We start from the raw sequence: 26,993 nt of genomic DNA, 5'->3' as shown, positions 1-26,993 counted from the left end.
TTATGGCTTACACCACAACGCTGACCGGCAATGCCGCCAACTACGCCGATTCGCCGCAGCAAAAAGAGGGCAAATTCCGCAACCCGGTGGCAATGAACCAGATGGGCTTGCGAAAAGCCCTCGGCATCTGGTGGAAATTCGCCTTCGACAAGCCGGCCGGGACCGTGCCTACGCAAGACATCCCCGTGCAGACGATCACCCGTGCCCAACTGCTAGCCGCGCCCGACAACAGCCTCTACCGCCTGGGCCATTCCACCGTGCTGCTCAAGCTGCATGGCCGTTTCTGGCTGACCGACCCCGTATTTTCCGAACGCGCCTCGCCCGTGCAATGGGCCGGCCCGGCGCGTTTTCACGCGCCACCGATCAGCATCGACGAACTGCCGCCGATCCGCGGCGTCATCCTCTCGCATGACCATTACGACCACCTCGACTACGCCGCCATCCAGCAACTGGCCGGCAAAACCGAAGTATTCCTGACCCCGCTCGGCGTCGGCGACCGCCTGATCGGCTGGGGCGTGCCCGCCGCCAAGGTCCGTCAGCTCGACTGGTGGCAGACCACCACCGTGGACGACCTGCGCCTGAGCGCGACGCCGGCCCAGCACTTCTCCGGCCGCACCCCATTCGACGGCAACAAGACGCTGTGGGCCTCCTGGGTCATCGACAACGGCGAGGCGCGCATCTTCTTCAGCGGCGACAGCGGCTACTTCAAAGGCTTCAAGGAAATTGGCGACAAGCACGGCCCCTTCGACCTCACGCTCATCGAAACCGGCGCCTATGATCCCCAATGGCCGGACGTCCACATGCAACCCGAACAAACCCTGCAAGCGCACAAAGACCTGCGCGGCAAAGTCTTGCTGCCTATCCACAATGGCACTTTCGACCTCGCCCTGCACGCCTGGGACGACCCCTTCCAGCGCATTGCCGCATTAGCGCAAGAGCACGGCCAAACCCTCGCCACCCCCGAAATTGGCCAAGCCCTGAGCATCGCCGCCCCAGCAGCAACCTCCGCCTGGTGGGAAGTCGCCACCAAGTAAGCCCCCACTCACTTTGCGCCAAATCAAACAATGTCCCACCCTGGTGTCAGGCACCAAGGTCGGACATTGTTTGCGCTAGATCAGTAAATGTCCGACCGCGGTGCCTGACACCAGGGTGGACATTTGTTGAGGTAGATCAAAGGGGGCCGCTCAGGCGACGATGTTGATGAGGCGGCCAATGGTTTGGCCTTGGGCGTTGAGCTGGGTGGATGGGGGCAGCAGATTCGGTGGGATGGGCTTTTCGATGGCGCGGTCGAGACGGGGGGCGCTCAGTGTTGGGGCGGCGGCGGCTTGGGCTTGCAGGCTTTCGGTTTGCGTGCGGCCCAGGGTTTCGCGGTCGCGGACGAGCTGGTTGCGGCTGTCGTCGAGGCGGTCTTCGTCTTGGTCAACGCGAGTCTGGTCTTGCTGAACTTTGCGTTCGGCAACGGCCACGGCACTCTTCAATGTGTTGACGGAAGTTATTGAAACCACAATTTCACCCATTTAGACACCATCTCTAGAGTAGGCGAATTTTGCTGAAATTTCCAGCAGTTTCCGTATCCTTTTGCCAATAAAAATGGGGGTGGATGGCCTTGGATTCCATCCACCCCCCAAGTACTGCAGAGGGACTTTTACTTCTTGGAGTTTAGAAGCGGTACATCAGCGAGGCTTCCCACGAGCGGCCGAACAGGGGACGGGCATTGATCGGGCCGCTGTTGCCCGTGGTCAGGCGGGAATTGCCTTCGGTTAGGCCCAGCTGGTTGCCGACATTGTTGGCGCTCAGGCGCAGCTCGATTTTTTCGCCGAAGGTGAACAGGGCGCCCAGGTCCACGGTGTGATATTTCGGCAGGTATTGCTGGTTGGCCTGGTCGGCCCAGCGCGCGCCGATCTGGGTGTACGTACCGTAGAGCTTGACGGCATTGTTCTCGCCCAGGCCGACGCGGTAGGTCGGCGTGAAGCGGAACTGCAGCTTGGGCTGGCGCTGGACCTGCTTGCCGGCGGTGAGCGGATTGTCCTTGTAGGTCGAATCCTGGTAGTTGCCGGTCAGGTTCAGGGTCAGGTCGCGCACAGGGCGCACGGCGAACTCGACTTCCACGCCATTGCCCTTAGAGCCGCTGACCGAGTTCAGGATATTGCCGTTGGCCAGGATCTGCTGGAAGGCGATGCCGTCGAACTCAGTGTGGAAGTAGTTGATGTAGGCGCTGAACAGCTGGCCCACGGTCTTGTAGCCCACTTCGATCTGCTTGATTTTTGGCGTCGGCAGGACGTTGCGGTCATCCACCTTGGCTTGGCTGCCGGCATTGCGCAGGTCGTCGAACGACACAAAAGTGTGGCCGGTGTTGGCGCGCGCGAACAGGCTGGAATCCTTGCCCAGCTTGTAGTTGCCGCCCACGGTGAAGGAGGTGGCCGAGTCGCTGCGGTGCAGGGCGGTGTAGGCGCCGGTCGGCATCGAGGTATTGTTGTTGTAGACGGTGAGCGGATTGCCGTCCGTATCGCCGGTCGTCAGTTGGGAGATGGTGGCGTCCAGCTTTTGCCGTTCGCGGCGCACGCCGGCGTCAAGCCGCACCTGCTCGTTCAGCTTCCAGCCGTTGCTGATGTAGAAGGCGGTATTACGGCCGTCATAGGATGCGTTCGGCGCGTAGAACACCGGACCGTCCTTGCCATTGTTCGCCACCACCACGCCATTATTGAGCTTCACATTGATCAGGCGCGCGTTCGGCACGGCCGTCATCAGGTGGCTGCTGCCCAGATACCAGGTATCGTCCGAGGAGTAATCGGCGAAATAACCGCCCACGGTGACGACGTTATCCTTCATCCACTCCTTGCTGACGCGCAGCTCGTCGCTGAAGGATTTCATCTTTTTCTCGACCGCCCACAGGCCGGCCTGCACCACCTGCTGGCTGTCGGCCACGGGCGTGCCGTCCAGGTAGGTGGCCGTGGCCGCCGTGCCGCCATTGGCCTTCAGCGCCGCCGTGTTGTAGGCGCCCATGGACAGGGGATTATTGCCGGTGAACATGGCGATGGTGTTCATATCGCCGTCGAAGCGGTTGAACTTGTTGGACACGGTCCAGCCGCCAAATTTCTGGTCGAACTCGGCGCCAAAGACTGTGGCTTTCAAACCACGACCATCGCCCAGATTGTAGTTCAGCGTCTTGCCGGGACCGGCTTCCACGGTGAAGCGGCGCATCTCATTGCTCATCAGCGTGCCCTTGAGCGGATCGAAGCCGGGGAATTCGCTGATCGAACGGCCTTCATTGCTGGAAATCAGCGGCACGCCGGTATAGAAGGCATTCTTGTCGTTGGTACGGCGCGCATAGAGCGTGAGTTCGCCCTGGTCGAGCTTGCGCGTCAAGGTGGCGGTGATCTGGCTGCCGTCGTCGGCCGGGAAGCCGGCGTCGCGCACGCCGTTGGTCTTGCGGTAGAAGCCACCCACCGTGCCATACCAGCCGTCGGAAATCTTGCCACCGTAGAAGAGGTCAACGCGGCGCAGCTCGCCCGTGCCGGTGCTGAAGCGGATACTGCCTTCCGGCGTGTCCGTGCCCTTTTTCAGGATGAAGTTCATGGTCGCGCCCGGCTGGCCGCTGGAGAAGATCGTGCTCGGCCCGCCGCGCAGCACTTCGACGCGCTCGATCGTATCGTCCAGGCGGAAGGCGGAGGAACCTTCGAAGAAGGAGAGAGTCGGCACCGGATAAATCGGATTGCCCTGCATCTGCACCGAGACAAACGGCGAGTCCGAGCCGGAGGGGAAGCCGCGCACCTCGATATTGGCGCCCGACTGGCCGCCCGTCGCTTCCGCATACACCCCCGGCACCAGTTTCAGGATGTCGGCGGTGCTGGTGGGCGAGGCGGCTTTCAGCTGTTCCTCATTGGCGGTGGTGATGGAGAAGGCGGAATCGACCTTGCGGATGCCGCCGGCCGCGGCCACGCCGGTCACGACCACCTGTTGTATTTCTGCTTGCACTTCCTTGCTGGCGGCAGGGGAGGGAGCCTGGTCGGCGCCGGCTTGCGCCTGGGCCTGGGCTTGTTGGGCGAGGGTGAGAACGGCCAGCGTGATCGAGGACAGCAACAGCGTATTTGGGCTTTTCATGGCTTTTTTTGCTTTCTATCTTATCTGTGTAAATGTCGTCTCCTGGACATGCCGCCGGACCAGCTTGCCACATTGGAATGCTCATTAAAACGGCAAATGATATCGATGTCAATCAAAATGTTATCGATATCATTTCCCGTGACAACAGCTTGGAATCTGGCATAATGCGCTCGCAACCCCCTGTTTTTAACCCTTTGAGTGATGATGCCTTGAACAAGACTGGCGTGCGCAGGACCGAGACTGTTTTGACGATGGAAGACCTGGCGAAGATGGCCGGTGTCTCCAAAATCACAGTGTCGCGGGCTTTGCGCGACAGTCCCCTGGTCACGGTGGAAACACGCGAAAAGATCCGCCAGTTGGCGGAGCAACAGGGCTACCGGCTGAATGTCAGCGCCCGGAACCTGCGCATGCGGCGGTCGTACTCGGTGGCGGTTGTGGTGGAAATGACACCGGTGAAGGGGCGGCCCATGTCCGATCCCTATCCGCTGGAGTTATTGGGCGGCATTACGCAGGAGCTGACCACGGCCGGCTACAGCGTGGTGCTGACCTCGAAGCAATTGATGGACACGGCGCCGGTCCAGGGCGCCGACGGCATGATCCTGCTGGGGCAGGGTTCGCACGGCGAAGCGGTGCGCACCCTGCAGAAGACGGGTCTGCCGCTGGTGGTGTGGGGCGCGCCGGAACCGGGCTCGGACACCATCGTGGTCGGCAGCGATAACCGCAAGGGGGGCGTCAGCGCCGCCCAGCGCTTTATCGAGCAGGGCCGCAGCAAGCTGGTTTTCCTCGGCGACGTGGACCACGCCGAGGTGCAGGAGCGTTGCGCCGGCTTCATCGACGCAATGAACGGCCATGGCACGGTGCATATCATGCGCCCCAAGGCTTTTACCTTCGAGGCGGGTTTCGATTGCATCTCGTCGCTGCTGAAAAAGAAGGGGACTTCGTTCGACGGCGTATTTGCCGCCAGCGACCTGCTCGCCATGGGCGCTATCCGCGCCCTGGCCGAGAAGAATATGCGGGTGCCGGAGCAGGTTTCCGTCATCGGTTATGACGATACGCCGGGCGCGGTCAGCTTCGTGCCGCCGCTGACTAGCGTGCACCAATACCTGCGCGACGGCGGCGTGCTGCTGGCGCGCAAGATGCTGGACCTGATGAACGGCAATCCCGTGGCATCGGAAATGCTGCCAACCACGCTGATGGTGCGCCAGACTTAAACGTCTTCCCGGCGCGCCGGATTTTCTGAAATACCTTGTAAAACCGTTCTGGATCTTCGTTTTTCTAAAATCCAAACCGGTTTGAATCTATAAAAACGCGAAAAAAGGACGACATCGTGCTTCCGGCCGACACTTTGCAACACACTTTCCCTCTCGACCCCTGGTGCATCCGCGAAACCAGCTTCGATACGGGGTCGAATTTCCTGGACGAGACGCTTTTCGCGCTTGGCAACGGCTATATCGGCCTGCGCGGCACCCATGAGGAAGGCTATGGCGGCCCGGTCGGCACCTCGCGCGAGGGCAACTTCCTCAATGGCTTTTACGAGTCGGAGCCGATCCAGTATCCAGAGAATGCCTACGGCCTGGCGCGCACCAACCAGTTCATGCTAAATGTGCCGAACCTGAAAGGCATCGCGCTGTGGATCGAGGACGAATGCTTCGATTTCATGGCAGGCTCCCTCGACAGTTACGAACGCATCCTGGATTTCCGCACCGGCCAGCTGCTGCGCAAGCTGGAATGGACCTCGCCGCAGGGCCGCCGGGTGGCGATCACCAGCCGCCGCATCGTCTGCTTCGACAACAAGCATCTCTTCGCCATCAGTTATGAAGTGACGCCGCTGAATTTTTCGGGCCGCGTGTGGCTGGTGTCGGCCCTCGACGGCGTGGTCAAGAATCTGGAAGCGGGCGACGATCCGCGCGTGGGTTCGGCCGTTTCCGGTCCCAGCCTGGAAATGGAAGACGCGCAGCAGTGGGCGCATTTCTCGGCCCTGGTACAGCGCACGCATAACAGCGGCTTCAAGCTGGTCAGCGCTGAACTCTCCGGCATGGAAGGCCCGCATGAGTTGCGGTTCGCGCGCAATGGCTTGCGCCTGGAGCAAAGCTATGCAGTGGCGGCGCAGCAAGGCCAGACCGTGCGCTTCCATAAATACGGCGTGTATTACTCTTCGCGCGACTATGCCGAAGATCAGCTGCTTGGCCTCAGCAAAGAGGCGCTGTCCATCGCGCAGGCGCAAGGTTTCTCCGCACTGGCCCAGCGCCAGGAGGCCTACCTGGCCGATTTCTGGCAGCAGGCCGACGTCGAAATCGCGGGCGACGACGCGCTCCAGCAAGGCATACGCTTCAACCAGTTCCACCTGCTGCAATCGGTGGGCCGCGACGGCAAGACGAATATCTCGGCCAAAGGCCTGACCGGAGAGGGCTATGAAGGCCATTATTTCTGGGACACGGAAATCTACATCTTCCCCTTCTTCCTGTATAACAAACCGGAGATCGCTCGCAAGCTGCTCGACTACCGCCAGGCAGGCTTGCCCTTTGCCCGCGAACGCGCGCGCCAGATGTCGCATGCCAAGGGGGCGCTCTATCCCTGGCGCACCATCGCCGGCGAGGAGTGCTCGGCCTACTTCCCGGCCGGTTCGGCCCAGTACCATATCAACGCCGATATCGCCTATTCGATCAAGATGTATATGGAGGCCACTGGCGATACCACCTACCTGCTGCAAAGCGGTGCCGAGATCGTGATGGACACCGCGCGCATCTGGCTCGGCATCGGCAGCTATAACCGCGACGGTGCTTTCGTCATCAACCAGGTGACGGGACCGGACGAGTACACGGCCCTGGTCAATAACAACTACTACACCAACGCTATGGCGCGCATGCATCTGCACTACGCCGCCGCCATCGCCGAACGCCTGCAGAACCAGTATCCGCAAGACTATGCGCGCATCGCCGCCGCCATGGAACTGGAAGCGGAGGAGCCGGAAGAATGGTGCCGCGCCGCCGACCTGATGCTTCTGCCTTACGACCAGCGCCTGCAAATCCACGAGCAGGACGACAGCTTCCTCTCCAAGAAAGTGTGGGACTTCGCCAACACGCCGAAGGAAAACTATCCGCTGCTGCTGAACTACCACCCGATGGTGATCTACCGCCACCAGGTTTGCAAACAAGCCGATGTGGTGCTGGCCCTGCTGCTGTTGAGCGACCAGTTCACGGCGGAAGACAAGAAGCGCGACTTCGACTACTACGAGGCGGTGACGACCCACGACTCTTCGCTGTCCTCCTGCATCTACAGCATCATCGCCTCCGAAGTGGGTTATGCCGACAAGGCATACGACTACTTCATGGAGACGGCGCGCCTCGACCTGGACAACACGCACGGCAACACCCACTACGGCGTGCACACGGCCGCCATGGCCGGAACGTGGATGGGCGTGGCCTATGGTTTCGCCGGCATGCGCGTCATCGATGGCGAAGCGCGCTTCGCGCCCAAACTGCCGGCGCAATGGCAGCACTACCAGTTCCGCATCCAACTGCATGGCTGCCTGTTGCAGGTGCGGGTGGAAGGAGAGCAGACCGAATACCGCCTGTTGAAAGGCGAAACGCTGGAATTGACCCATTGCGGCAAGCGCGTACAGTTGGTGCAAGACGCGCCGCTGCGCCTGGCGAATCATTAAGGAGAGCAGCATGAGCCGATTCAAAGCCGTGATCTTCGATCTCGATGGCGTGATTACCGATACCGCGCGCTACCACTACCTAGCCTGGAAGCGCCTGGCCGAAACCCAGGGCGTGCATTTCGACGAAGCCTTCAACGAGCACCTGAAAGGCATCGACCGCATGGGATCATTGGAGCTGATCCTGGCTTCGTCCCAGCGCAGCTACAGCCAGGAAGAAAAGCTGGCGCTGGCCGACGAGAAAAACGAGCACTATAAGGAGCTGATCGTCACCATGTCGCCCGGCGACCTGCTGCCCGGCGCGGTGCGGGCGCTCGACACTTGCCGCACCGCCGGCCTGAAAATTGGTCTGGCATCCGTGAGCCGTAACGCCTTCACCGTGCTGGACCGCCTGGGCATACGCGGAAAATTCGATTACGTGGTCGATGCCGCCACCATCGCCAAGGGCAAGCCCGATCCCGAAATCTTCCTGAAGGCGGCGCGCGAGCTGGACGTGCCGCCCGCCGAATGCCTGGGAGTGGAAGACGCGGTGGCCGGCGTGGCCGCGATCAAGTCGGCCGGCATGTGGGCGCTGGGCATAGGCGACCCGCAAACGCTGGAACAGGCCGACGCCGTGATTCCCGGCCTGGCGCAATTCGATCTGGCTTCATACTAAACGCACAACGACAAGAAGCACGGAGACACCATGAAGAAGCAGCGCATTCTGTTCATCCTGTTCCTGATTTACTTCGTATTCGCCATCCTGCTCAATAGCGTGGGCACGGTCATCCTTCAAGTCATCAACAACTATGGCGTCAGCAAGTCCGGTGCCAGCGTGCTGGAAGGCTTCAAGGATCTGCCCATTGCGATTGTGTCCTTCCTCGTGGCGTCCTTCCTGCCGCGCTTCGGCTACAAGAACGCCATGCTGGCCGGGCTGGCCATCGTCACGGCGGCCAGCAGCGCCATGCCGCTGCTGCCTGGCTTCCTCACCACCAAGATGCTTTTCCTCTGCGTCGGCGTGGCTTTCGCACTGGTCAAGGTATCGGTGTATTCCACCATCGGGCTGATCTCGGTGGACCGCAAGCAGCACGCGGGCATCATGAATACGCTGGAAGGCTTCTTCATGATCGGCGTGCTCAGTGCCTACTGGGTATTCGGCTACTTCATCGACTCCGCCAATCCGCAATCGCAAAGCTGGCTGCAAGTGTATTGGCTGCTGGCCGGGCTGTGCGCGGCGACCTTCATGCTGCTGCTCGCCACGCCCTTCGACGAGCACCTGGCGGCCCTGCCGGAAGACCGCAGCCTGGCGCAGGACTTTGCCGAGATGCTCAAGCTGTTCTTCAAGCCCCTAGTCTGCATCTTCGTCATCACCGCCTTCCTGTACGTGCTGGTGGAGCAGAGCGTCGGCACCTGGCTGCCCACCTTCAATAACGAGATCCTGAAACTGCCCACTGCCATGAGCGTGCAAGTGACCAGCATCTTTGCCGCCTGCCTGGCGGTGGGACGATTGTCGGCCGGGGTGCTGATGCGCCGCCTGAACTGGTATCCCGTGATGAATGCCTGCGTGCTGGGCATGGGCGCCATGGTGCTGCTGGCGCTGCCCCTGACGCACAATGTGGTGCTCGATCCGGACATCAGCTGGTCGCGCGCGCCCATCGCCGCTTTTCTTTTCCCCTTGATAGGGCTGTTCATGGCCCCCATATATCCGGGCATTAATTCGGTGATGCTCAGCTCTCTGCCGAAGAATCAGCATTCCGCCATGACTGGCCTGCTGGTGATTTTCTCGGCGCTGGGCGGCACCACCGGCTCGCTGATTACCGGCTATGTGTTCGGTAACTTCAGCGGCCACTTTGCTTTCTATTTGACCCTGGTGCCGATCTCGATCGTGCTGATTATGTTGTATTTCTTCAAAAAGGCGGTCGACGGTGGTTCTGATGGCTATGATGCCTCGGCTATAATTTCGGGACAGCACTGAACCGTTTGTACGATGAATTTAAAGAGCCTTGCCAATCTTCTTGGCATGTCGAAGACAACGGTAAGCCGCGCCCTCAACGGTTATCCCGAAGTAAATGACAAGACCCGCCAGCGCGTGCTGGAGGCGGCGCGCGAAGCCGGATACGAAGCGAACCCCATGGCGCGCAGCCTCGCCGTGGGCCGCAGCAATGTGCTCGGCATAATCTATCCCCTGTTGCCGGCGGACCTGGGCGATTCCATGTTCCTCGATGTCGTGGGCGGCATGTCTGAAGCGCTGGAAGCGGCGCGCATGAACCTCATCATCGCCCCGGTTTCGCAGGCGAACGAGCTGCCGTCCTACGAGCAGATGGTGCGCGGCAAGCGCGTCGACGGCCTGGTGGTCAGCCGCACCATGGTGCATGACGAGCGCATCGCCTATCTGTGCAAGGCGGGCTTCCCCTTTGTCGCCCATGGCCGCACGCGGCTTGATACGCCTTACGCCTGGTTCGACTACGATAACGAATCAGGCATCCGCCTGGCGCTGGGACGCTTGCTGAGCCTCGGCCACCAGCGCATCGGCTTGCTCAGCGCCCCGCTGCAAATGAACTTCGCCTGCCAGCGCAAGGAAAGCTTCCTCGCCATGATGGCGGAGGCGGGACTGCGCGCCGATCCGCGCTGGATGATCGGCGACACCATCGACCGCCGCAGCGGCTACCAGGCCATGCAGCAGCTGCTCGAATGCACCGACCGTCCGACAGCGGTGGTGGTGGATAATCACCTGTCCGGCGTCGGCGCCGTGCGCGCGCTGATGGATGCGGGCATCGAGATTGGCAAGGAGATGTCGGTCATTGTCTGGGGCAGCGTGGCCGATACCCTGGTCGGCCTCGACGTCACCACCATCGACCAGCCGGATGCCCGCCGCGCCGGCGCGCGCATGAGCCAGATGCTGCTGTCCCTGATCGAAGGCGCGCCCGCCGAGTCCTTGCAGGAGCTGTGGCAGCCGGTGCTTCTGGCCGGTGCCACGGCCGGTTCCTGTCCACACTGAGCAAGGATCATCAAAGTGATCGCTACAAAGTGGGAAAACCAGGAAGTGCGCAGCTTCAATGGCCTCGTGTGCGCCAACGGCGAGTTATACGCAGTACAGGACAGCGGAATGGTCCGAGTTCATGCGGGACAAGAGTCCGATGATTGGCTCAATGTCGCGATCCTGGCGCAGAAGGAGTTGTCCGGTGGGCAGTACATGGTGAAGTGCGGCGAGGCTTTGGAACACGGCTCAATCGGCGTCGTTGTTTTGGAGTCGCTGCAAAATCACGAGCCGATCTGGACATTTGTTTCGGAGCAGTCCAATCCCTTCGATCGGATAGAAGCCGAGGGTGGCTGGGTGCGGGTATTGTCAACGGCGGGCGCTGTTTTTCGCTTTAGCGTCCCGCTCCAGGAGGCAACGCTGCAGTTCCCTGGACCTCTGTCCTGCATTGCTGACGTCGCGAGGGCTGCGCCACTATTTGCGCTGTACGAACAAGCGCGATTGAATCCCGGCACGGTGAGCGACCAGGAGTTGCTCGAGCAGATTGAAAAAACGTACTGGCCGACCAATGCTTTTTGCGCCGTCCAGCAGATTTTTTGTATCATCGCGCCGGCATGCCTGCTGCGCCCTCACTTGACGCGGGAGCTTTTGCGCGCGCCGATTGAGGCCATCATTGCTTGCGGCATTGAAGATTCCGCCTCAGTGATTGAGGTGGGGACGTATCTGCTGAAGGATCAAGAACCATATGCTTCGCCCGATCGGCATGGTGCCATCTGGCTTCAAGATGTGCTGCCGACGCTGGGCGCGTTGGCCGATGAAGTCTTCGCCGACGTTTTGCGGGAGTGCCATGAATAGGTTCTCGAAATGAGCTTCCCAAGGAAAAAGAGCCGCGCTATCGAAGTGGATGAAGTCCGCTACCGCTACGTGATTTCAAAGTCCGGAGCCAGCGATGACGGGCACTTCACGCTGAACCTGATCATTCAAATCGAGAGCGGTGATGCTTCAATCCTCAAGGTGGAAGGGCTGCGTAGCCGCGACTATTGGCTGGACTTCCCACATATAGAATCTTCGGATAATTACTTGAGCGTGAAGCCGGGGCAGGTCGCCGCAATCATCCGCCATGCTCTCGCTCAAGGATGGTGTCCGCAAAAATCGGGCACCCCTTTTTCTCTCCCGATGTAATGCCGCCTAGGACGCCAATGAAGACCTATCTGCTCGACTGCTCGAAAATCAGTTCGGAGGGCGATTTCTGGCGGCTCTACCTTGAAACCATCCGCCCTGATGGCGCGCAGGTTTTTGGCCGGAATCTGAGCGCTTTCTGGGATGCTGTTTCGGGCGGCGGTCCAGGCTGGCCGGGCGAATGCCGGATCAGGGTCTGCAACACCGGCAATCTGCAGAAACAAACAGCGCAATTCTTCAACGGGCTGCAACGCATTGCCCGCGAGGTAAGAGACGATTCCGGTGTTTCAATCGTGTTCGACTAGCTTTTACATTGAATTACAATAGGGTATTGTAATTACATTCCCTGATGGTAATTCATGGTAAATCACGCTGAAGAGATCCGCTGGCACTATCCGCGCAAGGCGCTGGCCGATGCCTATCTGGAGACTTTGCGCGCCGGCCTGATTTCCTCGCTGGTGCTGTTCGCGCCGCGCCGCAAGGGCAAGACCGAATTCCTGCTGGAGGATTTGTTCCCGGCCGCCGAAGCCCAAGGCTATCTGACTGTCTACTGCAGCATGTGGCAGAACCGCAGCGACCCGCTGGCGGCGCTGCTGCTCGCGCTGTCGCAGGCGGCCAAGCCCAAGACCTTCGGCGCCAAGCTGCAAAACAAGCTGCTCAAGCCTTTCAAGAAAGCCAATCTGGAACTGGACCTGGGGCCGGTGGGCAAGCTCAAGGCCGAAGCCGAATTCCACGCCAAGGGCGACGCCAGCCAGGCGCAGTTGCAGCGGCTTCCCGAATTGATCGATGCGGTGGTGGCGGAGTCCAAAGGCAAGGTGCTGATTGCCTTCGACGAAATCCAGCATCTGGCCAAGCCCGAATTCACCGAACTGGTGGCGGCCTTGCGCACCACGCTTGATGTGCGCAAGCGCAGCGTGAAGACGGTGTTCACCGGCTCCTCGCGTAACCGCCTGCAGCTGATGTTCAGCCAGATCAAGGCGCCGCTGTTCCAGTTCAGCCAAAGCACCGACTTCCCCGATCTCGACAGCGGCTTTGTCGAATTCATGTCGGCCTCTTTTCAGCAAGCCACCGGACGGACGCTGGACCCGGCCCAGGCCAACGCGGCCTTCGACGCGCTGAGCCATACGCCGGGCCTGTTCCATGATGCGGTCGAGCGCCTGATGAAGATGGGCGGCACCGATATTCTCGGCGTGGCCCAGCGTGTGCTGGCCGACTCGCGCGAAGCATCCGGCTATGCGGAACGGCTGATGGAAATGCGTCCGCTGGACCGCGGCGTAATCCGTGCCATCGTCGCGCGCCAGCCGCTGTACATCGAAGAGACGCGGCGACAACTGGCGCAGGCGGTCGGCATCGAAGGCGAGCCTTTAACGGCGCGCCAGGTGCAGGTGGCCGTGGAGCGCCTGCTGACGGAGCAGATCATTTACCAGGCGGCGCGCGGCGTGTATGAAATCGAAGACCACCAGCTGGCCGAATGGCTGCTGGCAGCGCCGGAATTTCTGTCCGGCGAGGATGGCGTTTAGCAGCAGGATTTGGGCGGGCGATGCATATTGCGCGGACTGCGGTTGCTGCGGCGGTCGGGATGTTGAGCCTCGTCGGCTGGCGGCTCGCTCAGCCTCAGACTTGGATCGGCCTGCGCAAACAGCTCGCTGAAGGTGCGCCGCCGGATCTCATCGCGCAGCAGCTCGGCCAGTACTTGCGATTTCAACAAACCCAGCGTCGCCGCCTCTTCCGCCAGCTCACGCGGCAGGGAAATCTGTATCGTTGCCATCTCGGTCCCTCCATTGTGAATAAGAGTGACTAGTGTAAAAGTGTGATCGCCGAGTTGTTTTGATATACCGCTAGCTTACGGATGCTGCTCGATTTTTTTCAAAGCCATGCGCGGAGAGGCAACCGGGATGCCGCGATAACAGGAGATATTGAGTAAGCCAGTATCCCCCGTAACGATAAAATCGGCGCTGGCGGCAACACCACAGGCCAGTACCATATCGTCCGCAGGATCGCCGGTAATCGAAGGAATGGGGAGCGTCAATTGCACCTGATTTGCCAACAAGGCGAAATAACTTGTCAGCTGATCTGGAGTACTGCCATAGCTACGCAATCTGGATGTGAATTTGGCCCGCTGTAAAACTGTCCTGAGTTCAGAAAGTATCTCCTGGCAGGTGTATAAGACGTCAAGACCACTTGCTGCTGTGGTCAGTAATTGATTGGGCGTGCCACGCCACAAGAGTGCGGAAATTATTACATTGGTATCAAGCACGAGCCGGTACACGCTGTGTATCCCGCACAACGCGTACTTCGGCTTGGACATCCTCTTCGCTCATCGGCACCTCGTCAGATGACTCCAGACTTGCAATCCCGGCGGAGATTTTGTGCATGATCTGTCGCCGGATTTCGGCGCGCAGAAGGTCGGCGATAGCTGAGGGATCGAGTAGACCGAATTCGGCCGCTTGTTCGGCGAGATCGTCGGGAAGGGTGAGTTGAAAGCTTGCCATGACTGCCTCCGTATCTATCGGATTCAGTGTAGCACTTGAGGGAAAAGGGAGGCGCGGACGCGCCTCCCGGTGGGATTACATATTGCGGCGATACTGGCCGCCGACTTCGAACAGGGCGGTCGTGATCTGGCCCAGGGAGCAGACGCGGGCCGCGTCCATCAGCTTGGCGAACACGTTTTCGTTGTCGATGGCGGCTTTCTGCAGCGCGGCCAGGGCGGCGGGGGCGGCATCGGCATGGCGGGTGTGGAACTCCTCCAGACGGGTGAGCTGCGATTGCTTCTCGTCGTCGGTGGAGCGCGCCAGTTCGATGGTTGCCGGGGCTTCGCTGCCTTTCGGGTTGCGGAAGGTGTTGACGCCGATGATGGGCAGGGAGCCGTCGTGCTTCTTGTGCTCATACAGCAGCGACTCTTCCTGGATCTTGCCGCGCTGGTAGCCGGTTTCCATGGCGCCCAGCACGCCGCCACGCTCGGCGATGCGCTCGAACTCCTGCAGCACGGCTTCTTCCACCATATCGGTCAGCTCTTCGATGATGAAGGAACCCTGGTTCGGATTCTCGTTCTTCGCCAGACCCCACTCGCGGTTGATGATGAGCTGGATCGCCAGCGCGCGGCGCACCGATTCGTCGGTCGGCGTGGTGATCGCCTCGTCGTAGGCGTTGGTGTGCAGGGAGTTGCAGTTGTCGTAGATCGCGATCAGCGCCTGCAGCGTGGTGCGGATATCGTTGAAGTCGATTTCCTGCGCATGCAGCGAGCGGCCCGAAGTCTGGATGTGGTACTTGAGCTTCTGGCTGCGGTCGTTGGCGCCGTATTTGTCCTTCATGGTCACGGCCCAGATGCGGCGCGCCACGCGGCCCAGCACCGTGTATTCCGGGTCCATGCCGTTGGAGAAGAAGAAGGACAGATTCGGCGCGAAATCGTCGATGTGCATGCCGCGCGCCAGATACGCTTCCACGAAGGTGAAGCCGTTCGACAGTGTGAAGGCCAGTTGCGAAATCGGATTCGCGCCCGCTTCGGCGATGTGGTAGCCGGAGATCGACACCGAGTAGAAATTGCGCACCTCGTTGTGGACGAAGTATTCCTGGATATCGCCCATCACCTTCAGCGAGAACTCGGTGGAGAAGATGCAGGTGTTCTGGCCCTGGTCTTCCTTCAGGATGTCGGCCTGCACTGTGCCGCGCACGTTCTGCAGCACCCAGGCTTTGATCTTCGCCGCTTCGTCCTCGGTCGGCTGGCGCTTGTTCTCTTCCACGAACTTCTCGACCTGCTGGTCGATGGCGGTGTTCATGAACATGGCGAGAATGGTCGGGGCCGGGCCGTTGATGGTCATCGATACCGAGGTGCTTGGGCTGCACAGATTGAAGCCGTCGTACAGCACCTTCATATCGTCCAGCGTGGCGATGGACACGCCAGAGTTGCCCACCTTGCCGTAAATGTCGGGACGCAGGGCCGGATCGGCGCCGTACAGCGTCACCGAGTCGAAGGCGGTGGACAGGCGCTTCGCGTCCAGGCCTTCGGACACCAGCTTGAAGCGGCGGTTGGTACGGAAGGCGTCGCCTTCACCGGCGAACATGCGGGTCGGGTCTTCGCCCTCGCGCTTGAAGGCGAATACGCCGGCGGTGAAGGGGAAGGAGCCGGGCACGTTTTCCAGCATCAGCCAGCGCAGCAGCTCGCCGTGGTCGGCGTATTTGGGCAGCGATACCTTGCGGATCTTGGTGCCGGACAGGGTGTGCTGAATCAGGCCGGTGCGGATTTCCTTGTCGCGGATTTTCACCACATACTCGTCGCCCGAATAGGCGGCCTGCATATCGGGCCACATGGCCAGCAGCTTCTTGGACGCCGCATCCATCGCATGGTCGCGTTCCAGGATGATGCCGTCGAAATCGGCCACGGTCTTGCCCGCGTCTTCCAGCATGCGCTTGGCTTCCTGCAGCTGCTGGCGTTCGCGCGCCAGCTTGACCTGCTTGTGCGTGTTCTTGTGATAGCCGCGCACGGTGTCGGCGATTTCAGCCAGGTAGCGCGCGCGCGCCGGCGGCACGATCACGTTCTTGCCGCTGCTGAAGCGCACGTTCTCCACCGGCAGGATGCCGGCCTTGGTGGACAGGCCGAACTGCGCCAGCTTGGGCAGCAAGCCCTGGTACAGGGCCGTCACGCCATCGTCGTTGAAGCGCGAAGCCTGGGTGCCGAACACCGGCATTTCCTCCGGACGCTTGCTCCACAATTCGCGGTTGCGCTGGTACTGCTTGGCGACGTCGCGCAGCGCGTCCTGCGCGCCCTTGCGGTCGAATTTATTGATCGCGATGAAGTCGGCGAAATCGAGCATGTCGATTTTTTCCAGCTGCGAGGCGGCGCCGAATTCCGGCGTCATCACATACATGCTGACATCCACATGCGGCACGATGGCGGCGTCGCCCTGGCCGATGCCCGAGGTTTCCACGATCACCAGATCGAAGCCCGCCACCTTGCAGGCCGCGATCACGTCCGGCAGCGCCTGCGAAATCTCGGAGCCCGCTTCGCGCGTGGCCAGCGAACGCATGAAGACGCGCGCCTGGCCGGCCCACGGGTTGATCGCGTTCATGCGGATACGGTCCCCCAGCAGCGCGCCGCCCGATTTGCGGCGCGAAGGGTCGATCGAAATCACGGCGATATTCAGCGCGTCGCCCTGGTCCAGGCGGATGCGGCGGATCAGCTCATCGGTCAGCGAGGATTTGCCCGCGCCGCCGGTGCCGGTAATGCCCAGGGCGGGAATCTTCAAGCCTTCGGCCGCCTTGTGCAGCTCGGCGCGCAGCGGCGCGGAAGCCTTGTCGTTTTCCAGCGCGGTGATGAGCTGGGCCAGCGGACGGTGGCGCGCGGTGATCTCGCCTTCCTGCAGCGGCGCCAGCGAGGTCGGGGAATAGGCCGACAGGTCGATATCGCACTGCTGCACCATCCACTGGATCATGCCGGCGAGGCCCATGCGCTGGCCGTCCTCCGGGCTGAAGATGCGCGTCACGCCATAGGCATGCAGGTCGGCGATTTCGGACGGCACGATCACGCCGCCGCCGCCGCCGAACACCTTGATATGCGCGCCGCCGCGCTGGCGCAGCAGGTCGATCATGTATTTGAAGTATTCGACGTGACCACCCTGGTAGCTGGAGATGGCGATGCCCTGCACATCCTCCGCCAGCGCGGCCGTCACCACATCGTCCACCGAGCGGTTATGGCCCAGGTGAACCACTTCCACGCCGTTCGATTGCAGGATGCGGCGCATGATATTGATCGAAGCGTCATGGCCATCGAACAGCGAAGCGGCGGTAACGAAACGAACCTTGTTGGCAGGTTTCGCCTGCTCAGGTTCGACGGCGAGATTCTTGGCGGTGGTGAGATCGTTCATGGATGTCCTTGAAATTCTTGTCACGCGATCGGGATCAGATCTAAATTATATGACGTTAACGTAAACGTCAAGCAACTCGTCCCCCGTCCGGTGTGCCGGAGCGGGGGAGGGCGCGGCCTTAGGCGGCGCGTTTCTGGCCTTCGCGGAGGTCGGCCAGCAGGCGGGCTTTCTCTTCATGGAAGGTAGCGACGGCTTTTTCCTTCACATGGCCGAAGCCACGGATTTTCTCCGGCAGGGCGGCCAGGGCCACAGCCTGCTCGTGGTTGCCGGCGTCGAGGCGCGCCAGCAGATCGGCGACCAGTTCGCGGTATTCCACGATCAGGGCGCGTTCCATCTTGCGTTCTTCAGTGTAGCCGAAGATGTCCAGGGCGCCGCCGCGCAGGCCCTTGAACTTGGCCAGCAGCTGGAAGGCTTTCCACATCCACGAACCGTATTCGGCTTTCACCAGATGGCCTTGCGCATCCTTCTTGGCGAAGATCGGCGGCGCCAGGTTGAACTTGAGCGAGAAGTCGCCTTCGAACTGCTGCTTCATCTGCTCGACGAAGCGGCCGTCGGTATACAGGCGGGCAACTTCGTATTCGTCCTTGTAGGCCATCAGTTTGGACAGGTTCTTGGCCACGGCGGTGGTGAGCTTATTGCCCAGGCCCAGGGCCGTTTCCTTGGCGCGCACCTGTTCCACCAGCTCCGCGTATTGGGCGGCGTAGGCCGCGTTCTGGTAGCCGGTCAGGAAGTCCACGCGCTTCTTGATGATGGTGTCCAGGCTTTGCGGCATCTGCACCACGATGGCCTGGGTCGGCGTCGCCACTTTCTCCACGCGCTTCAGGTCGACGGCGGCGCGGCGGCCCCACAGGAAGCTGCGCTTGTTCGATTCCACCGCCACGCCATTCATTTCGATGGCGCGCAGCAGCGAGGCTTCGCTCAGCGGGATGCGGCCGCGCTGCCAGGAATAGCCCAGCATGAAGAGGTTGGCGGCGATCGAATCGCCCATCAGCGCCGTCGCCAGTTTGGTGGCGTCGATGAAGTCCACGCTGCCCGGGTTGCTGGCGGCGCCCACCGATTCGCTGATCAGGGCGCGCACTTCTTCCGCCGGATACTGCCAGTCGGCGTTCTGGGCGAAGGTGCCGGGCGGCTGCTCGTGCAGGTTGACTACGGCCAGGGTGCGGCCCGGACGCATTTTTGACACCGCGTCGGCGGCGCCGGCGGTCAGCATATCGCAGCCCAGAATCAGGTCGGCTTCGCCGGTGGCGATGCGCTGGGCGCGCAGGTGGGCCGGCGAGGCGGCGATTTTCACATGCGAAGTCACCGAACCGTTTTTCTGCGACATGCCGGTCATGTCCAGTACGGAGGCGCCCTTGCCTTCGAGGTGGGCGGCCATGCCCATCAGCGCGCCGACGGTAATCACGCCGGTGCCGCCGATGCCGTTGATCAGGATGTTGTAGGGTTGCTCGCAGGCCGGCAGCACCGGCTGCGGCAGCGCGCCCCAGCCATCGTCGCTGTTCTTGTCCTTGCTCACGCCGGTCTTCGATTTCTTCAGTGCGCCGCCTTCCACCGTCACGAAGCTGGGGCAGAAGCCTTTGACGCAGGAATAGTCCTTATTGCAGGAGGACTGGTCGATGGTGCGCTTGCGGCCGAATTCCGTTTCCTTCGGCAGGATGGACACGCAGTTGGACTGGATGCCGCAGTCGCCGCAGCCTTCGCACACGGCTTCGTTGATGACCATGCGCTTGTTCGGATCGGGGAATTCGTTTTTCTTGCGGCGGCGGCGCTTCTCTGCGGCGCAGGTCTGGTCGTAGATCAGCACCGAGCAGCCATCGAGTTCGCGCAGTTCGCGCTGTACCGCGTCCATATCCTTGCGGTCGTGCAGCGTCACCAGCTCCGGCAGGGCGGAGCGGTCTTCATAGCGCGACAGGTCTTCCGTCACCAGGGCCACGCGCTTCACGCCTTCGGCCGCCATCTGCTGCGCGATCATCGGCACGGAGACGGTGCCGTCCACCGGCTGGCCGCCGGTCATGGCCACGGCGTCGTTGTACAGGATCTTGTAGGTGATGTTCACTTTCGCCGCCACGGCGGCGCGGATCGCCAGATAGCCGGAGTGGAAGTAAGTGCCGTCGCCCAGGTTCTGGAACACATGCGGCACTTTGGAGAAGGCGGCCTGGCCGATCCATGGCGCGCCTTCGCCGCCCATATGGGTGGTCAGCTTGTTCATCTCCGGATAGATCGAGGTCGCCATCACGTGGCAGCCGATGCCGGCCAGGGCGAAGCTGCCGTCCGGCACCTTGGTCGAGGTATTGTGCGGGCAGCCGGAGCAATAGAAGGCTGGACGGAAAGGCGTGCCGATAGCCTTCCGCAGCACCGCGTCCTTGGCGTCGAGGAAAGTCAGGCGGGCCTTGATCTGGTCCTGGATATTGGTGTCGGCGATATAGCGCTTGACGCGGCTGGCGATCACGCGCGCCACTTGCGACACCGAGAAGTCGGCCTTCGACGTCAGCAGCCATTCGCCGCGCGGCGCCACCCACTCGCCTTTTTCATCGAACTTGCCGATCACGCGCGGACGCACGTCGTCGCGCCAGTTGTACAGCTGCTCCTTGAGCTGGTACTCGACAATCTGGCGTTTTTCCTCCACCACCAGGATCTCGTCCAGGCCTTGCGCGAATTCGCGCACGCTGTCCGGCTCCAACGGCCAAGGCATGGCCACCTTGAACAGGCGCAGGCCGACTTTCGCCGCCATCGCCTCGTCGATGCCCAGTTCTTCCAGCGCTTCCAGCACGTCGAGATAGGACTTGCCGGAAGCGATGATGCCCAGCTTGGCGTCCTTGCTGTCGATGGTGGTGTGATTCAATTTGTTCTCGCGGGCGTAAGCCAGGGCCGCGTAGATTTTATAGTCCTGCATCAGCGCTTCCTGATTGCGCGCCTGCTGGCCCAGCGGGATGCTGGACAGGCGGGCATTGAGGCCGCCTTCCGGCATCTGGAAGTCCTTGGGAATCTTCACTTGCACGCGGAATGGGTCGGCATCGACCGAGGCGCTCGATTCCACTGTGTCGGCCAGCGCCTTGAAGGCCACCGCGCAGCCGGAAAAGCGCGACATGGCCCAGCCGTGCACGCCCAGATCCAGGTATTCCTGCACATTGCAGGGATACAGCAGGGGGATCATGCAGGCCGAGAAGATATGGTCGGACTGGTGGGGCAGGGTGGAGGAGTAGGCGCCATGGTCGTCGCCCGCCACCAGCAGGATGCCGCCATGCTTCGAGGTGCCGGCATGGTTCATATGTTTGAAGACGTCGCCGCAGCGGTCCACGCCCGGCCCTTTGCCGTACCACATGGCGTAGACGCCATCGTATTTGGCGGGACCGATCAGGTCCACCTGCTGCGAACCCCAGACCGCCGTCGCGGCCAGATCCTCGTTCACGCCCGGCACGAACTGCACGTGGTTCGCTTCCAGATGCTTTTTCGCCTTCCACAGAGTTTCATCCAGGCCGCCCAGCGGCGAGCCGCGGTAGCCGGAGATGAAGCCGGCGGTATTCAGCCCGGCCGCCGCATCGCGCACGCGCTGCATCATCGGCAGGCGCACCAGGGCTTGAATGCCGGAGAGGAAGATCTTGCCGGAAGTGGAAGTGTATTTATCGTCGAGGGTGACGGGGTTCAGTACAGGCGAGTTGCTGCCTGGTGCCGAGATATCGGGCATGGTGGCTGTCTCCAAAGTTGTGGTCCGGTGTGTGTCTGGCGGGGTCGGCGCCGGGTGGGCGCGTCCTCTCCTAGTCACGATGGCTGCAGCGTGGGCAGCCTTTTTCAGTGTACGGCCAAGTTTACGTATACGGAAATACGGAATTCGGATGGGGGTATAAGGAAAAATGATGGCTAACTATTGGAGCAAGCCATTTATCAGACGAATTTAGTTTGATTTTAAGAAAAAGGGCGTCATCATCGGTCCATAGCAAACCGATGATGACGCCGCAATTTGGGCTGAACTACGCTATCTTGAGAGCAAGATGAGGGGCGCTGGGGAAAGCTAATTCTTTAAGCCTTGAGGCTCCAGATCAGGATAGCAAAGATGGATTGGCTTCATGATATCCAGATACATGATTGTCATAAGCTTGCTTACCTCTTCGCGGTATTTCGCAAAATCATCTGGTTCGCCGCCATCCTGCACCAGGATAAGCGAATCATTTAGCTTTTTGGAAAATTCCATCATCAGTTTATTGATTTCCACTGCAATATGTTTTTGCATATCTTCCCCTTTAAGGACAGCCTGCGCTGGCAATGCACTTGTTTAAGCAACGATAGAAATTCCAACCATCATTTCCAGGAGGGGTTGGCAACGTTGCATCGCTACAGGCTGCACGACAATCTGCTCTGACCTTTTCGCATCTCTTCGCCTCCCCCACACTACTATCACCTAAGTTTGGCAACGGTGTACTTGGAGTACTTGGGGCTGGCGTATCGCAGTTTATCCCAAATTGTATGCAAAGTGACACTGGGGAATAAGGCGGAAGAGGGGGGGGGTTGGGTCGTTGATCGGTGGTGGAGGAGGAATCGTGATAACACAACCTACTGGCGAGCATGTCGGACCACCTCCGCCACCAGCTGCGCCAAATCCGCCGCCAAATCCACCAAACCCACCAAACTCCCCATTGGAGTCATCATCATCGTCCACGTAACGCAGGTCAGTTTGCGGTTCGTCTTTAATTGCACCTCGTATATTTAATGAGTCGGTGTTATCGGTATGATGCAAATCTCTATTGGATACCTTATCCTTTCTTGTAGCTAAAGTAGGCCTATCTTGCGACGGGGTTGTAATTTTGCCATCAAAATTCCGCATTACGCTAAAGAGCCGAAGTGATGCTGTTGTCATCGATTTAGAAAATTGTGCTGAAAAATTAGACGTTCTCTCGGCGGCGGCGCCATTTCTTGGTTGTTCGGTGATTTGCAAAGAAGCGTCTTGATACGTTATGTCGTAGCCAAGATGTTCACTCCCCTCCATTACTTTTGTGCATAAAATCTCATCAACATCCGCTAGTACGCAAAGACTTACTCTGCTGTCCGATAACACGAGCCAATTAGGTTTGGTTATCGATACAAAACTACCGGGCAAGACTTTCAAAACATGTTTTACTGTCTGTGGCATTTCTGCATTCTTACAGGAGGATTCTCCTCTACTGTTCACAGCGCAGTAAGAGATGGTGTTGCCCTCTGTCCAAGAGAAGTGGATAAAAGATTTTACGGAAATATCTCCAGCGGGAGCTGCTGCAGCAGATTCTAGAAAAAGAATATTTGTTGCGCATAAGATGCTAATTAAAAGTTTCTTCATGCCTGTCATAGGAATTTAACTTTCTATAATGTGGTTATAAATCACATCCAATTTTGTTTTCCATCCTAGTAGCTAAGGTTTGATTGTTTAAATGTTAAATTTAAAAATCTTCCTTAACATTTAACTTGATGTGATTGCATTAAATATAACGCGGCATAAAATCTAAAATACTATCAAATTGTCACTTGATTAATATTTAAAAATGCCAGCACTTTCAGTTCGCATGCATATTAATAGGGAAGATTAACTGCTAATGCTGAACAGCCCAGAAGGCTGGCGTTTTCCGCGGCTCACACGGACTTAGCTTATCCACGCGCATCATGTTTAGGGAGCATTGATTCAACTGGGTCAGTACCGCACAGCTTGCCGACGAAAATGGATGCGGCGTATATCCAATCCTGCTGCAACCTCATTGTGGAAAATGCCTTTTCAGTCTTGCCGCGTATGAAGATGGGGCCGCTGGAGAATTCAGAGTCGAAGTAAGAGTCGCTGCCCGGTTTGGGCTGCGTACGCGGTGGCAGATGTGGCGGACTCCTGATAAGACATCGGATTGGTCCTCATTCCGAGTGCGACGCCTTCAGGTCTCCAGTAGTGAGAGTTGGGGCAATATGACGGAACGCTCTCGTATAGCTCGACGACGGCTTGCTGGGCCTCGCGGGCAATTGCGCTGGCCGCGTTCGCCAGCGAAATGGGGCGCGAGGCGCACAGCACCAAGGTGCGTGAGATGGACGGGCTGTGGATGGCGTGTGCAGCCCTCCTTGTTCAGTGTTCGGTCAAGTTTACGTACAAACAAATATGAAACTCGGAGGGCGTCATAAGGAAAAATGATGGCTGATTGAAAACCGGGGTGGCTGATATATATTAGATATATCGAATGCGGGGACGTGGAAAATGGACAAAACAGAATTGCAGCAAGCCGGATTTCTGTTGCGCTTGCGCAAGCAGGATACGCCGACCGGCGTGAGCCAGGCGACACTGGAAAAGCTGATGGCGGTCACGGGCCTGAGCAAAACAGAAGTGGCGCATTTGGCGCTAAAACAGATGGCGGAGCGCTACCTGCCCTTTTACGAGCAAGACGACGGGACTTTAAGCCAAGACCAAATCGACGCTATCCGCAGGGAGAGTCCGGCCACCGGTACGCCGGAAGAGAGTTTCACGGAGCGGATTTTCTGAGCCATGGCGCTGCGGCCAAAGCGGCTCTTCCATCCGTTGCCTGCGCCGGGGGATATTGTCTGGTGCGCCTTTCCGCAGGTATTGGGCCAGCCCGGCCCTAAGCGGCGGCCGGCGTTGGTGGCCAGGGTGTCGCCGGGCACGCATGAAGTTTCGGTTGTGTATGGGACGAGCCAGAAAACCGACCGCTTGTATCCGACCGAGGTCGTACTGGACCCGGCAGATCCCGGATTTTCCAGCAGCGGCCTGTCCTACCGGACCAAATTTGACGTGGCGGTACTGCTTGCGCTTCCCTTCGATAGCGACTGGTTTGCTCCGGCGCCTGGTCCGCAAGCCCATCTTCCCTTACCCAAGATGGGAATCTTGCATTCCAGTTATATGCCGGCGATTGCCGCCGCGCTCAAGAATAAGAAGTCTTAACTTCGCATCAGGACGGCGGGCCTGCCGGGATATAAGAAATAATGATGGCTGGAGCTGCTTTGCAAAATTGATATATTATTTCCAAAATACAATTTCGCAAGCTTTATGGCACGCTTTCTCTTCATCCACCAGAATTTCCCCGGCCAGTTCCGCCATTTGGCGCCGGCCCTGGCGGCCGATGGCCACGAGGTCGTCGCCCTCGGCATGCGTGCCCAGAGCGAAGCGCTGCCGGGCGTGCGCTATGTCTGCCACCACTTGGCGCCGGGGGCCGGCGGCACGTCCTCAGCGCCGCAGCTGCGCGATTTGTACGGCAAGCTGCTGCGCGGCGAATCGGCGGCGGAGTCGCTGCAGCGGCTCAAGGAGCAGGGCTTTACGCCGGAGGTGATCTTCGTCCATCCCGGCTGGGGCGAGGGCTTGTTCGCCCAGGACGTGTTTCCGCGCGCGCGCCTGCTAATCTATGCCGAATACTATTACGGCGCCGAGGGCGGCGATTCCCACTTCGATCCGGAATTCAGCGCCGAAGCCACCCTGCAGAGCCGCCAGCGCCTGCGGCTGCGCAATACCCATTTGCTGCATGCGATGGCCAGCGCGGACGCGGGCCTGTCGCCGACGCGCTTCCAGCGCGACCGCCATCCAGACTGGTTCCGCCAGCGCATTTCGGTCATCCACGACGGCATCGACAGCCAGCGCTTCCGGCCCGATGCCCAGGCCCGCGTCACGCTGTCCAAGGCGGGGCTGGTGCTGCGGCCGGGCGACGAGGTGGTGACGTTCGTGGCGCGCCATCTGGAGCCTTACCGCGGCTATCACACCTTCATGCGCGCCTTGCCGGAGCTGCAGCGTTTGCGGCCGAACGCGCGCATCGTGATTGTGGGCGGCGATGGCGTCAGCTATGGCGCCGCGCCACCCAAGGGGCAGAGCTGGAAAGCGATCTTCCGCGACGAGGTGGCGGCGCGGCTCGATATGCGCCGCATCCATTTCGTCGGCAAAGTCCCGCATGCCTTGCTCACCCAGCTGATGCAGGTGTCGGCGGTGTACAGCTATCTCACCTATCCCTTCGTGCTGTCCTGGTCCCTGATGGAGGCGATGAGCGTGGGTTGCCTGATCGTGGCCTCACGCACGGCGCCGGTGGAGGAGGTGATCGAACATGGCGTGAATGGCCTGCTGACCGACTTCTTCGACCCGCAGGCGCTGGCCGCGAGCGTGGCGGACGCCTTGCAGCGGCGCGCCTCGCTCGGCCATCTGCGCGAAGCGGCGCGCAACACCATCGTGCAGGGATACGATTTGCAGCGCCATTGCCTGCCCGAGCAGAAGCGTTTCGCCCTCGCTTAGCTGGCGCGCCGCTTCAGCCGAGCAGGCGGGCGCCGGGCCAGGCGCCGCTGCGGCACAGTTCCTGCGCCACTTGCAGCGCCAATTGGCTGATGGCGTTGGCCGCATTCGTCAAGGGAATCGTGCGCGAGGCGCACAGCACCGCCGTGCGCGAGATGGGCGGGTGGTGGATGGAATGGACGCGCATGCTGCCGCGTTCGATCTCGGCCAGCAGCGGCGCCACCGGCAGGATGGTGGCGCCCATGCCGGCCAGGATGGCCGATTTCAGGATGGCGATGGAATTGATTTCGATGACGTCGCCCGTATGCAGGCCGGCGGCGCGCGCCACCGCTTCGATGCGCGGCCGCACGCCGTGCTGCAGGCCGGGCAGGATCAGCTTCGTGCCCAGCGCCTGGGCCAGGGTCACGCTGGCGCCCAGCTTGAAGTCCTCGCCGTCGGCGCGGCAGATATAAGCCAGTTCTTCTTCCGCCAGCGGCGTGGTGGCGAAGGGCGTGAGCTGGCCATCGTCGAACAGCACGGCCAGATTGACGCGGCCGGATTTGAGCTGCTCGGCCAGATTGCCGGTCAACTCCTCCGTCAGTTGCAGGGTGATGTCGGGATAGTGCTGCTGGGCCGCCGTCAGCAGCGGCAGGGCCAGCGCGCCCGAGACGCTGTGCGGCAGGCCGAGCGTGACGCTGCCCGCGGGACGGGCCGAATGGGTAACCGCTTGTTTCGCATCCGCCACTTGTTTCAGGATCGCCTGGGCATGGTCGTAAAACACTTTGCCGGCATCGGTGCTGAGCACGCCTTGCGCCGAACGGTGCAGCAGTTGCACCCCCAATTCTTCCTCCAGATGGCGTAGTTGCTGGGTCAGCGCCGGCTGGGCCACATGCAGCACCAGGGCCGCGCGCGACAGGGAACCATGATCGACAATTGCAACAAAGTAGCGGAGTTGGCGTATTTCCATGTAACTTAGTGTAGCGCGCGGGGTAAAGGTGATCCCTAGAGGAAACTCTTTGTTATACTCATTCTAACGCT

At 60.3% G+C, this 26,993-nt stretch carries 23 protein-coding genes; 13 read left to right on the top strand and 10 right to left on the bottom strand.

Going from position 1 to position 26,993, the window contains the following annotated elements; genetic code table 11:
- Nucleotides 1–2 precede the first annotated feature (2 nt).
- Complete coding sequence (locus FHS03_RS00290; RefSeq protein WP_221207999.1) at nucleotides 3–1,034, top strand: MBL fold metallo-hydrolase; 1,032 nt, start codon at nucleotides 3–5, stop codon at nucleotides 1,032–1,034.
- Nucleotides 1,035–1,184: 150 nt separating this feature from the next.
- On the opposite strand, the gene FHS03_RS00285 is transcribed toward FHS03_RS00290, so the two are convergent.
- The gene (locus tag FHS03_RS00285) at nucleotides 1,185–1,466 is read right to left on the bottom strand and encodes a hypothetical protein (RefSeq protein ID WP_371871556.1); all 282 of its coding nucleotides are present in this window, start codon (nucleotides 1,464–1,466) and stop codon (nucleotides 1,185–1,187) included.
- Between the two features lie 193 nt (nucleotides 1,467–1,659).
- Entirely contained in the window at nucleotides 1,660–4,101 is a 2,442-nt protein-coding gene (locus FHS03_RS00280) for a TonB-dependent receptor (protein WP_183439050.1), read from the bottom strand.
- Nucleotides 4,102–4,310: 209 nt separating this feature from the next.
- Between FHS03_RS00280 and FHS03_RS00275 the strand changes: the two genes are divergently transcribed.
- The 9 genes from FHS03_RS00275 (at nucleotide 4,311) to FHS03_RS00235 (ending at nucleotide 13,414) form a co-directional block, all read left to right on the top strand.
- The gene (locus FHS03_RS00275; protein ID WP_229425997.1) at nucleotides 4,311–5,312 is read left to right on the top strand and encodes a LacI family DNA-binding transcriptional regulator; all 1,002 of its coding nucleotides are present in this window, start codon (nucleotides 4,311–4,313) and stop codon (nucleotides 5,310–5,312) included.
- A 116-nt stretch (nucleotides 5,313–5,428) separates the two neighbouring features.
- Entirely contained in the window at nucleotides 5,429–7,762 is a 2,334-nt protein-coding gene (locus FHS03_RS00270; protein WP_371871555.1) for a glycoside hydrolase family 65 protein, read from the top strand.
- A gap of 10 nt (nucleotides 7,763–7,772) precedes the next feature.
- Nucleotides 7,773–8,414 (top strand): beta-phosphoglucomutase, encoded by a 642-nt coding sequence (pgmB, locus tag FHS03_RS00265; RefSeq protein WP_183439049.1) that lies wholly within the window; start codon nucleotides 7,773–7,775, stop codon nucleotides 8,412–8,414.
- A 30-nt stretch (nucleotides 8,415–8,444) separates the two neighbouring features.
- A complete protein-coding gene (locus FHS03_RS00260) occupies nucleotides 8,445–9,713 on the top strand; it encodes an MFS transporter (protein ID WP_183439048.1) in 1,269 nt (422 codons plus the stop codon).
- 12 nt (nucleotides 9,714–9,725) lie between these two features.
- On the top strand, nucleotides 9,726–10,736 hold the full coding sequence (locus tag FHS03_RS00255) for a substrate-binding domain-containing protein (RefSeq protein WP_183439047.1): 1,011 nt from the start codon (nucleotides 9,726–9,728) through the stop codon (nucleotides 10,734–10,736).
- 15 nt (nucleotides 10,737–10,751) lie between these two features.
- Nucleotides 10,752–11,570, top strand: a complete 819-nt coding sequence (locus FHS03_RS00250; RefSeq protein ID WP_183439046.1) for a hypothetical protein — start codon at nucleotides 10,752–10,754, stop codon at nucleotides 11,568–11,570.
- Nucleotides 11,571–11,579: 9 nt separating this feature from the next.
- On the top strand, nucleotides 11,580–11,897 hold the full coding sequence (locus FHS03_RS00245) for a hypothetical protein (protein WP_183439045.1): 318 nt from the start codon (nucleotides 11,580–11,582) through the stop codon (nucleotides 11,895–11,897).
- A 17-nt stretch (nucleotides 11,898–11,914) separates the two neighbouring features.
- Nucleotides 11,915–12,199, top strand: a complete 285-nt coding sequence (locus tag FHS03_RS00240) for a barstar family protein (protein WP_183439044.1) — start codon at nucleotides 11,915–11,917, stop codon at nucleotides 12,197–12,199.
- A 54-nt stretch (nucleotides 12,200–12,253) separates the two neighbouring features.
- Nucleotides 12,254–13,414 carry an ATP-binding protein gene (locus FHS03_RS00235; protein ID WP_183439043.1) on the top strand — a complete coding sequence of 387 codons (1,161 nt, stop codon included), beginning with the start codon at nucleotides 12,254–12,256 and terminating at the stop codon, nucleotides 13,412–13,414.
- On the opposite strand, the gene FHS03_RS00230 is transcribed toward FHS03_RS00235, so the two are convergent.
- From FHS03_RS00230 to FHS03_RS27875, 7 genes are all read right to left on the bottom strand, one after another.
- Nucleotides 13,411–13,662: a hypothetical protein gene (locus FHS03_RS00230; RefSeq protein WP_183439042.1), complete on the bottom strand. Its 252-nt coding sequence runs from the start codon at nucleotides 13,660–13,662 to the stop codon at nucleotides 13,411–13,413. The genes FHS03_RS00235 and FHS03_RS00230 overlap by 4 nt on opposite strands.
- Nucleotides 13,663–13,737: 75 nt before the next feature.
- Nucleotides 13,738–14,163, bottom strand: a complete 426-nt coding sequence (locus FHS03_RS00225) for a putative toxin-antitoxin system toxin component, PIN family (protein WP_183439041.1) — start codon at nucleotides 14,161–14,163, stop codon at nucleotides 13,738–13,740.
- On the bottom strand, nucleotides 14,144–14,386 hold the full coding sequence (locus tag FHS03_RS00220; RefSeq protein ID WP_183439040.1) for a hypothetical protein: 243 nt from the start codon (nucleotides 14,384–14,386) through the stop codon (nucleotides 14,144–14,146). The genes FHS03_RS00225 and FHS03_RS00220 overlap by 20 nt, the downstream gene beginning before the upstream one ends.
- 75 nt (nucleotides 14,387–14,461) lie before the next feature.
- Complete coding sequence (gene icmF, locus FHS03_RS00215) at nucleotides 14,462–17,755, bottom strand: fused isobutyryl-CoA mutase/GTPase IcmF (RefSeq protein WP_183439039.1); 3,294 nt, start codon at nucleotides 17,753–17,755, stop codon at nucleotides 14,462–14,464.
- 118 nt (nucleotides 17,756–17,873) lie between these two features.
- The gene (locus tag FHS03_RS00210) at nucleotides 17,874–21,437 is read right to left on the bottom strand and encodes an indolepyruvate ferredoxin oxidoreductase family protein (RefSeq protein ID WP_183439038.1); all 3,564 of its coding nucleotides are present in this window, start codon (nucleotides 21,435–21,437) and stop codon (nucleotides 17,874–17,876) included.
- Nucleotides 21,438–21,761: 324 nt separating this feature from the next.
- Nucleotides 21,762–21,980, bottom strand: a complete 219-nt coding sequence (locus FHS03_RS00205) for a hypothetical protein (RefSeq protein WP_183439037.1) — start codon at nucleotides 21,978–21,980, stop codon at nucleotides 21,762–21,764.
- A 219-nt stretch (nucleotides 21,981–22,199) separates the two neighbouring features.
- Nucleotides 22,200–23,060 (bottom strand): hypothetical protein, encoded by an 861-nt coding sequence (locus FHS03_RS27875; RefSeq protein ID WP_221207997.1) that lies wholly within the window; start codon nucleotides 23,058–23,060, stop codon nucleotides 22,200–22,202.
- An 891-nt stretch (nucleotides 23,061–23,951) separates the two neighbouring features.
- Between FHS03_RS27875 and FHS03_RS00195 the strand changes: the two genes are divergently transcribed.
- The 3 genes from FHS03_RS00195 to FHS03_RS00185 all read left to right on the top strand — a co-directional run bounded on the left by FHS03_RS00195 (nucleotide 23,952) and on the right by FHS03_RS00185 (nucleotide 25,979).
- A complete protein-coding gene (locus tag FHS03_RS00195; RefSeq protein WP_183439036.1) occupies nucleotides 23,952–24,233 on the top strand; it encodes a hypothetical protein in 282 nt (93 codons plus the stop codon).
- Between the two features lie 3 nt (nucleotides 24,234–24,236).
- Nucleotides 24,237–24,650 carry a type II toxin-antitoxin system PemK/MazF family toxin gene (locus FHS03_RS00190; protein ID WP_183439035.1) on the top strand — a complete coding sequence of 138 codons (414 nt, stop codon included), beginning with the start codon at nucleotides 24,237–24,239 and terminating at the stop codon, nucleotides 24,648–24,650.
- A 105-nt stretch (nucleotides 24,651–24,755) separates the two neighbouring features.
- Entirely contained in the window at nucleotides 24,756–25,979 is a 1,224-nt protein-coding gene (locus FHS03_RS00185; RefSeq protein WP_183439034.1) for a glycosyltransferase, read from the top strand.
- 13 nt (nucleotides 25,980–25,992) lie between these two features.
- On the opposite strand, the gene FHS03_RS00180 is transcribed toward FHS03_RS00185, so the two are convergent.
- Nucleotides 25,993–26,922 carry a LysR substrate-binding domain-containing protein gene (locus tag FHS03_RS00180; RefSeq protein ID WP_183439033.1) on the bottom strand — a complete coding sequence of 310 codons (930 nt, stop codon included), beginning with the start codon at nucleotides 26,920–26,922 and terminating at the stop codon, nucleotides 25,993–25,995.
- Nucleotides 26,923–26,993 lie beyond the last annotated feature (71 nt).

Source organism: Pseudoduganella violacea, from assembly GCF_014191875.1.
GTDB lineage: Bacteria > Pseudomonadota > Gammaproteobacteria > Burkholderiales > Burkholderiaceae_D > Rugamonas > Rugamonas violacea_A.
The sequence above is the reverse complement of the archived record's forward strand: the minus strand, read 5'-3'. Positions and strand labels throughout refer to the sequence as shown.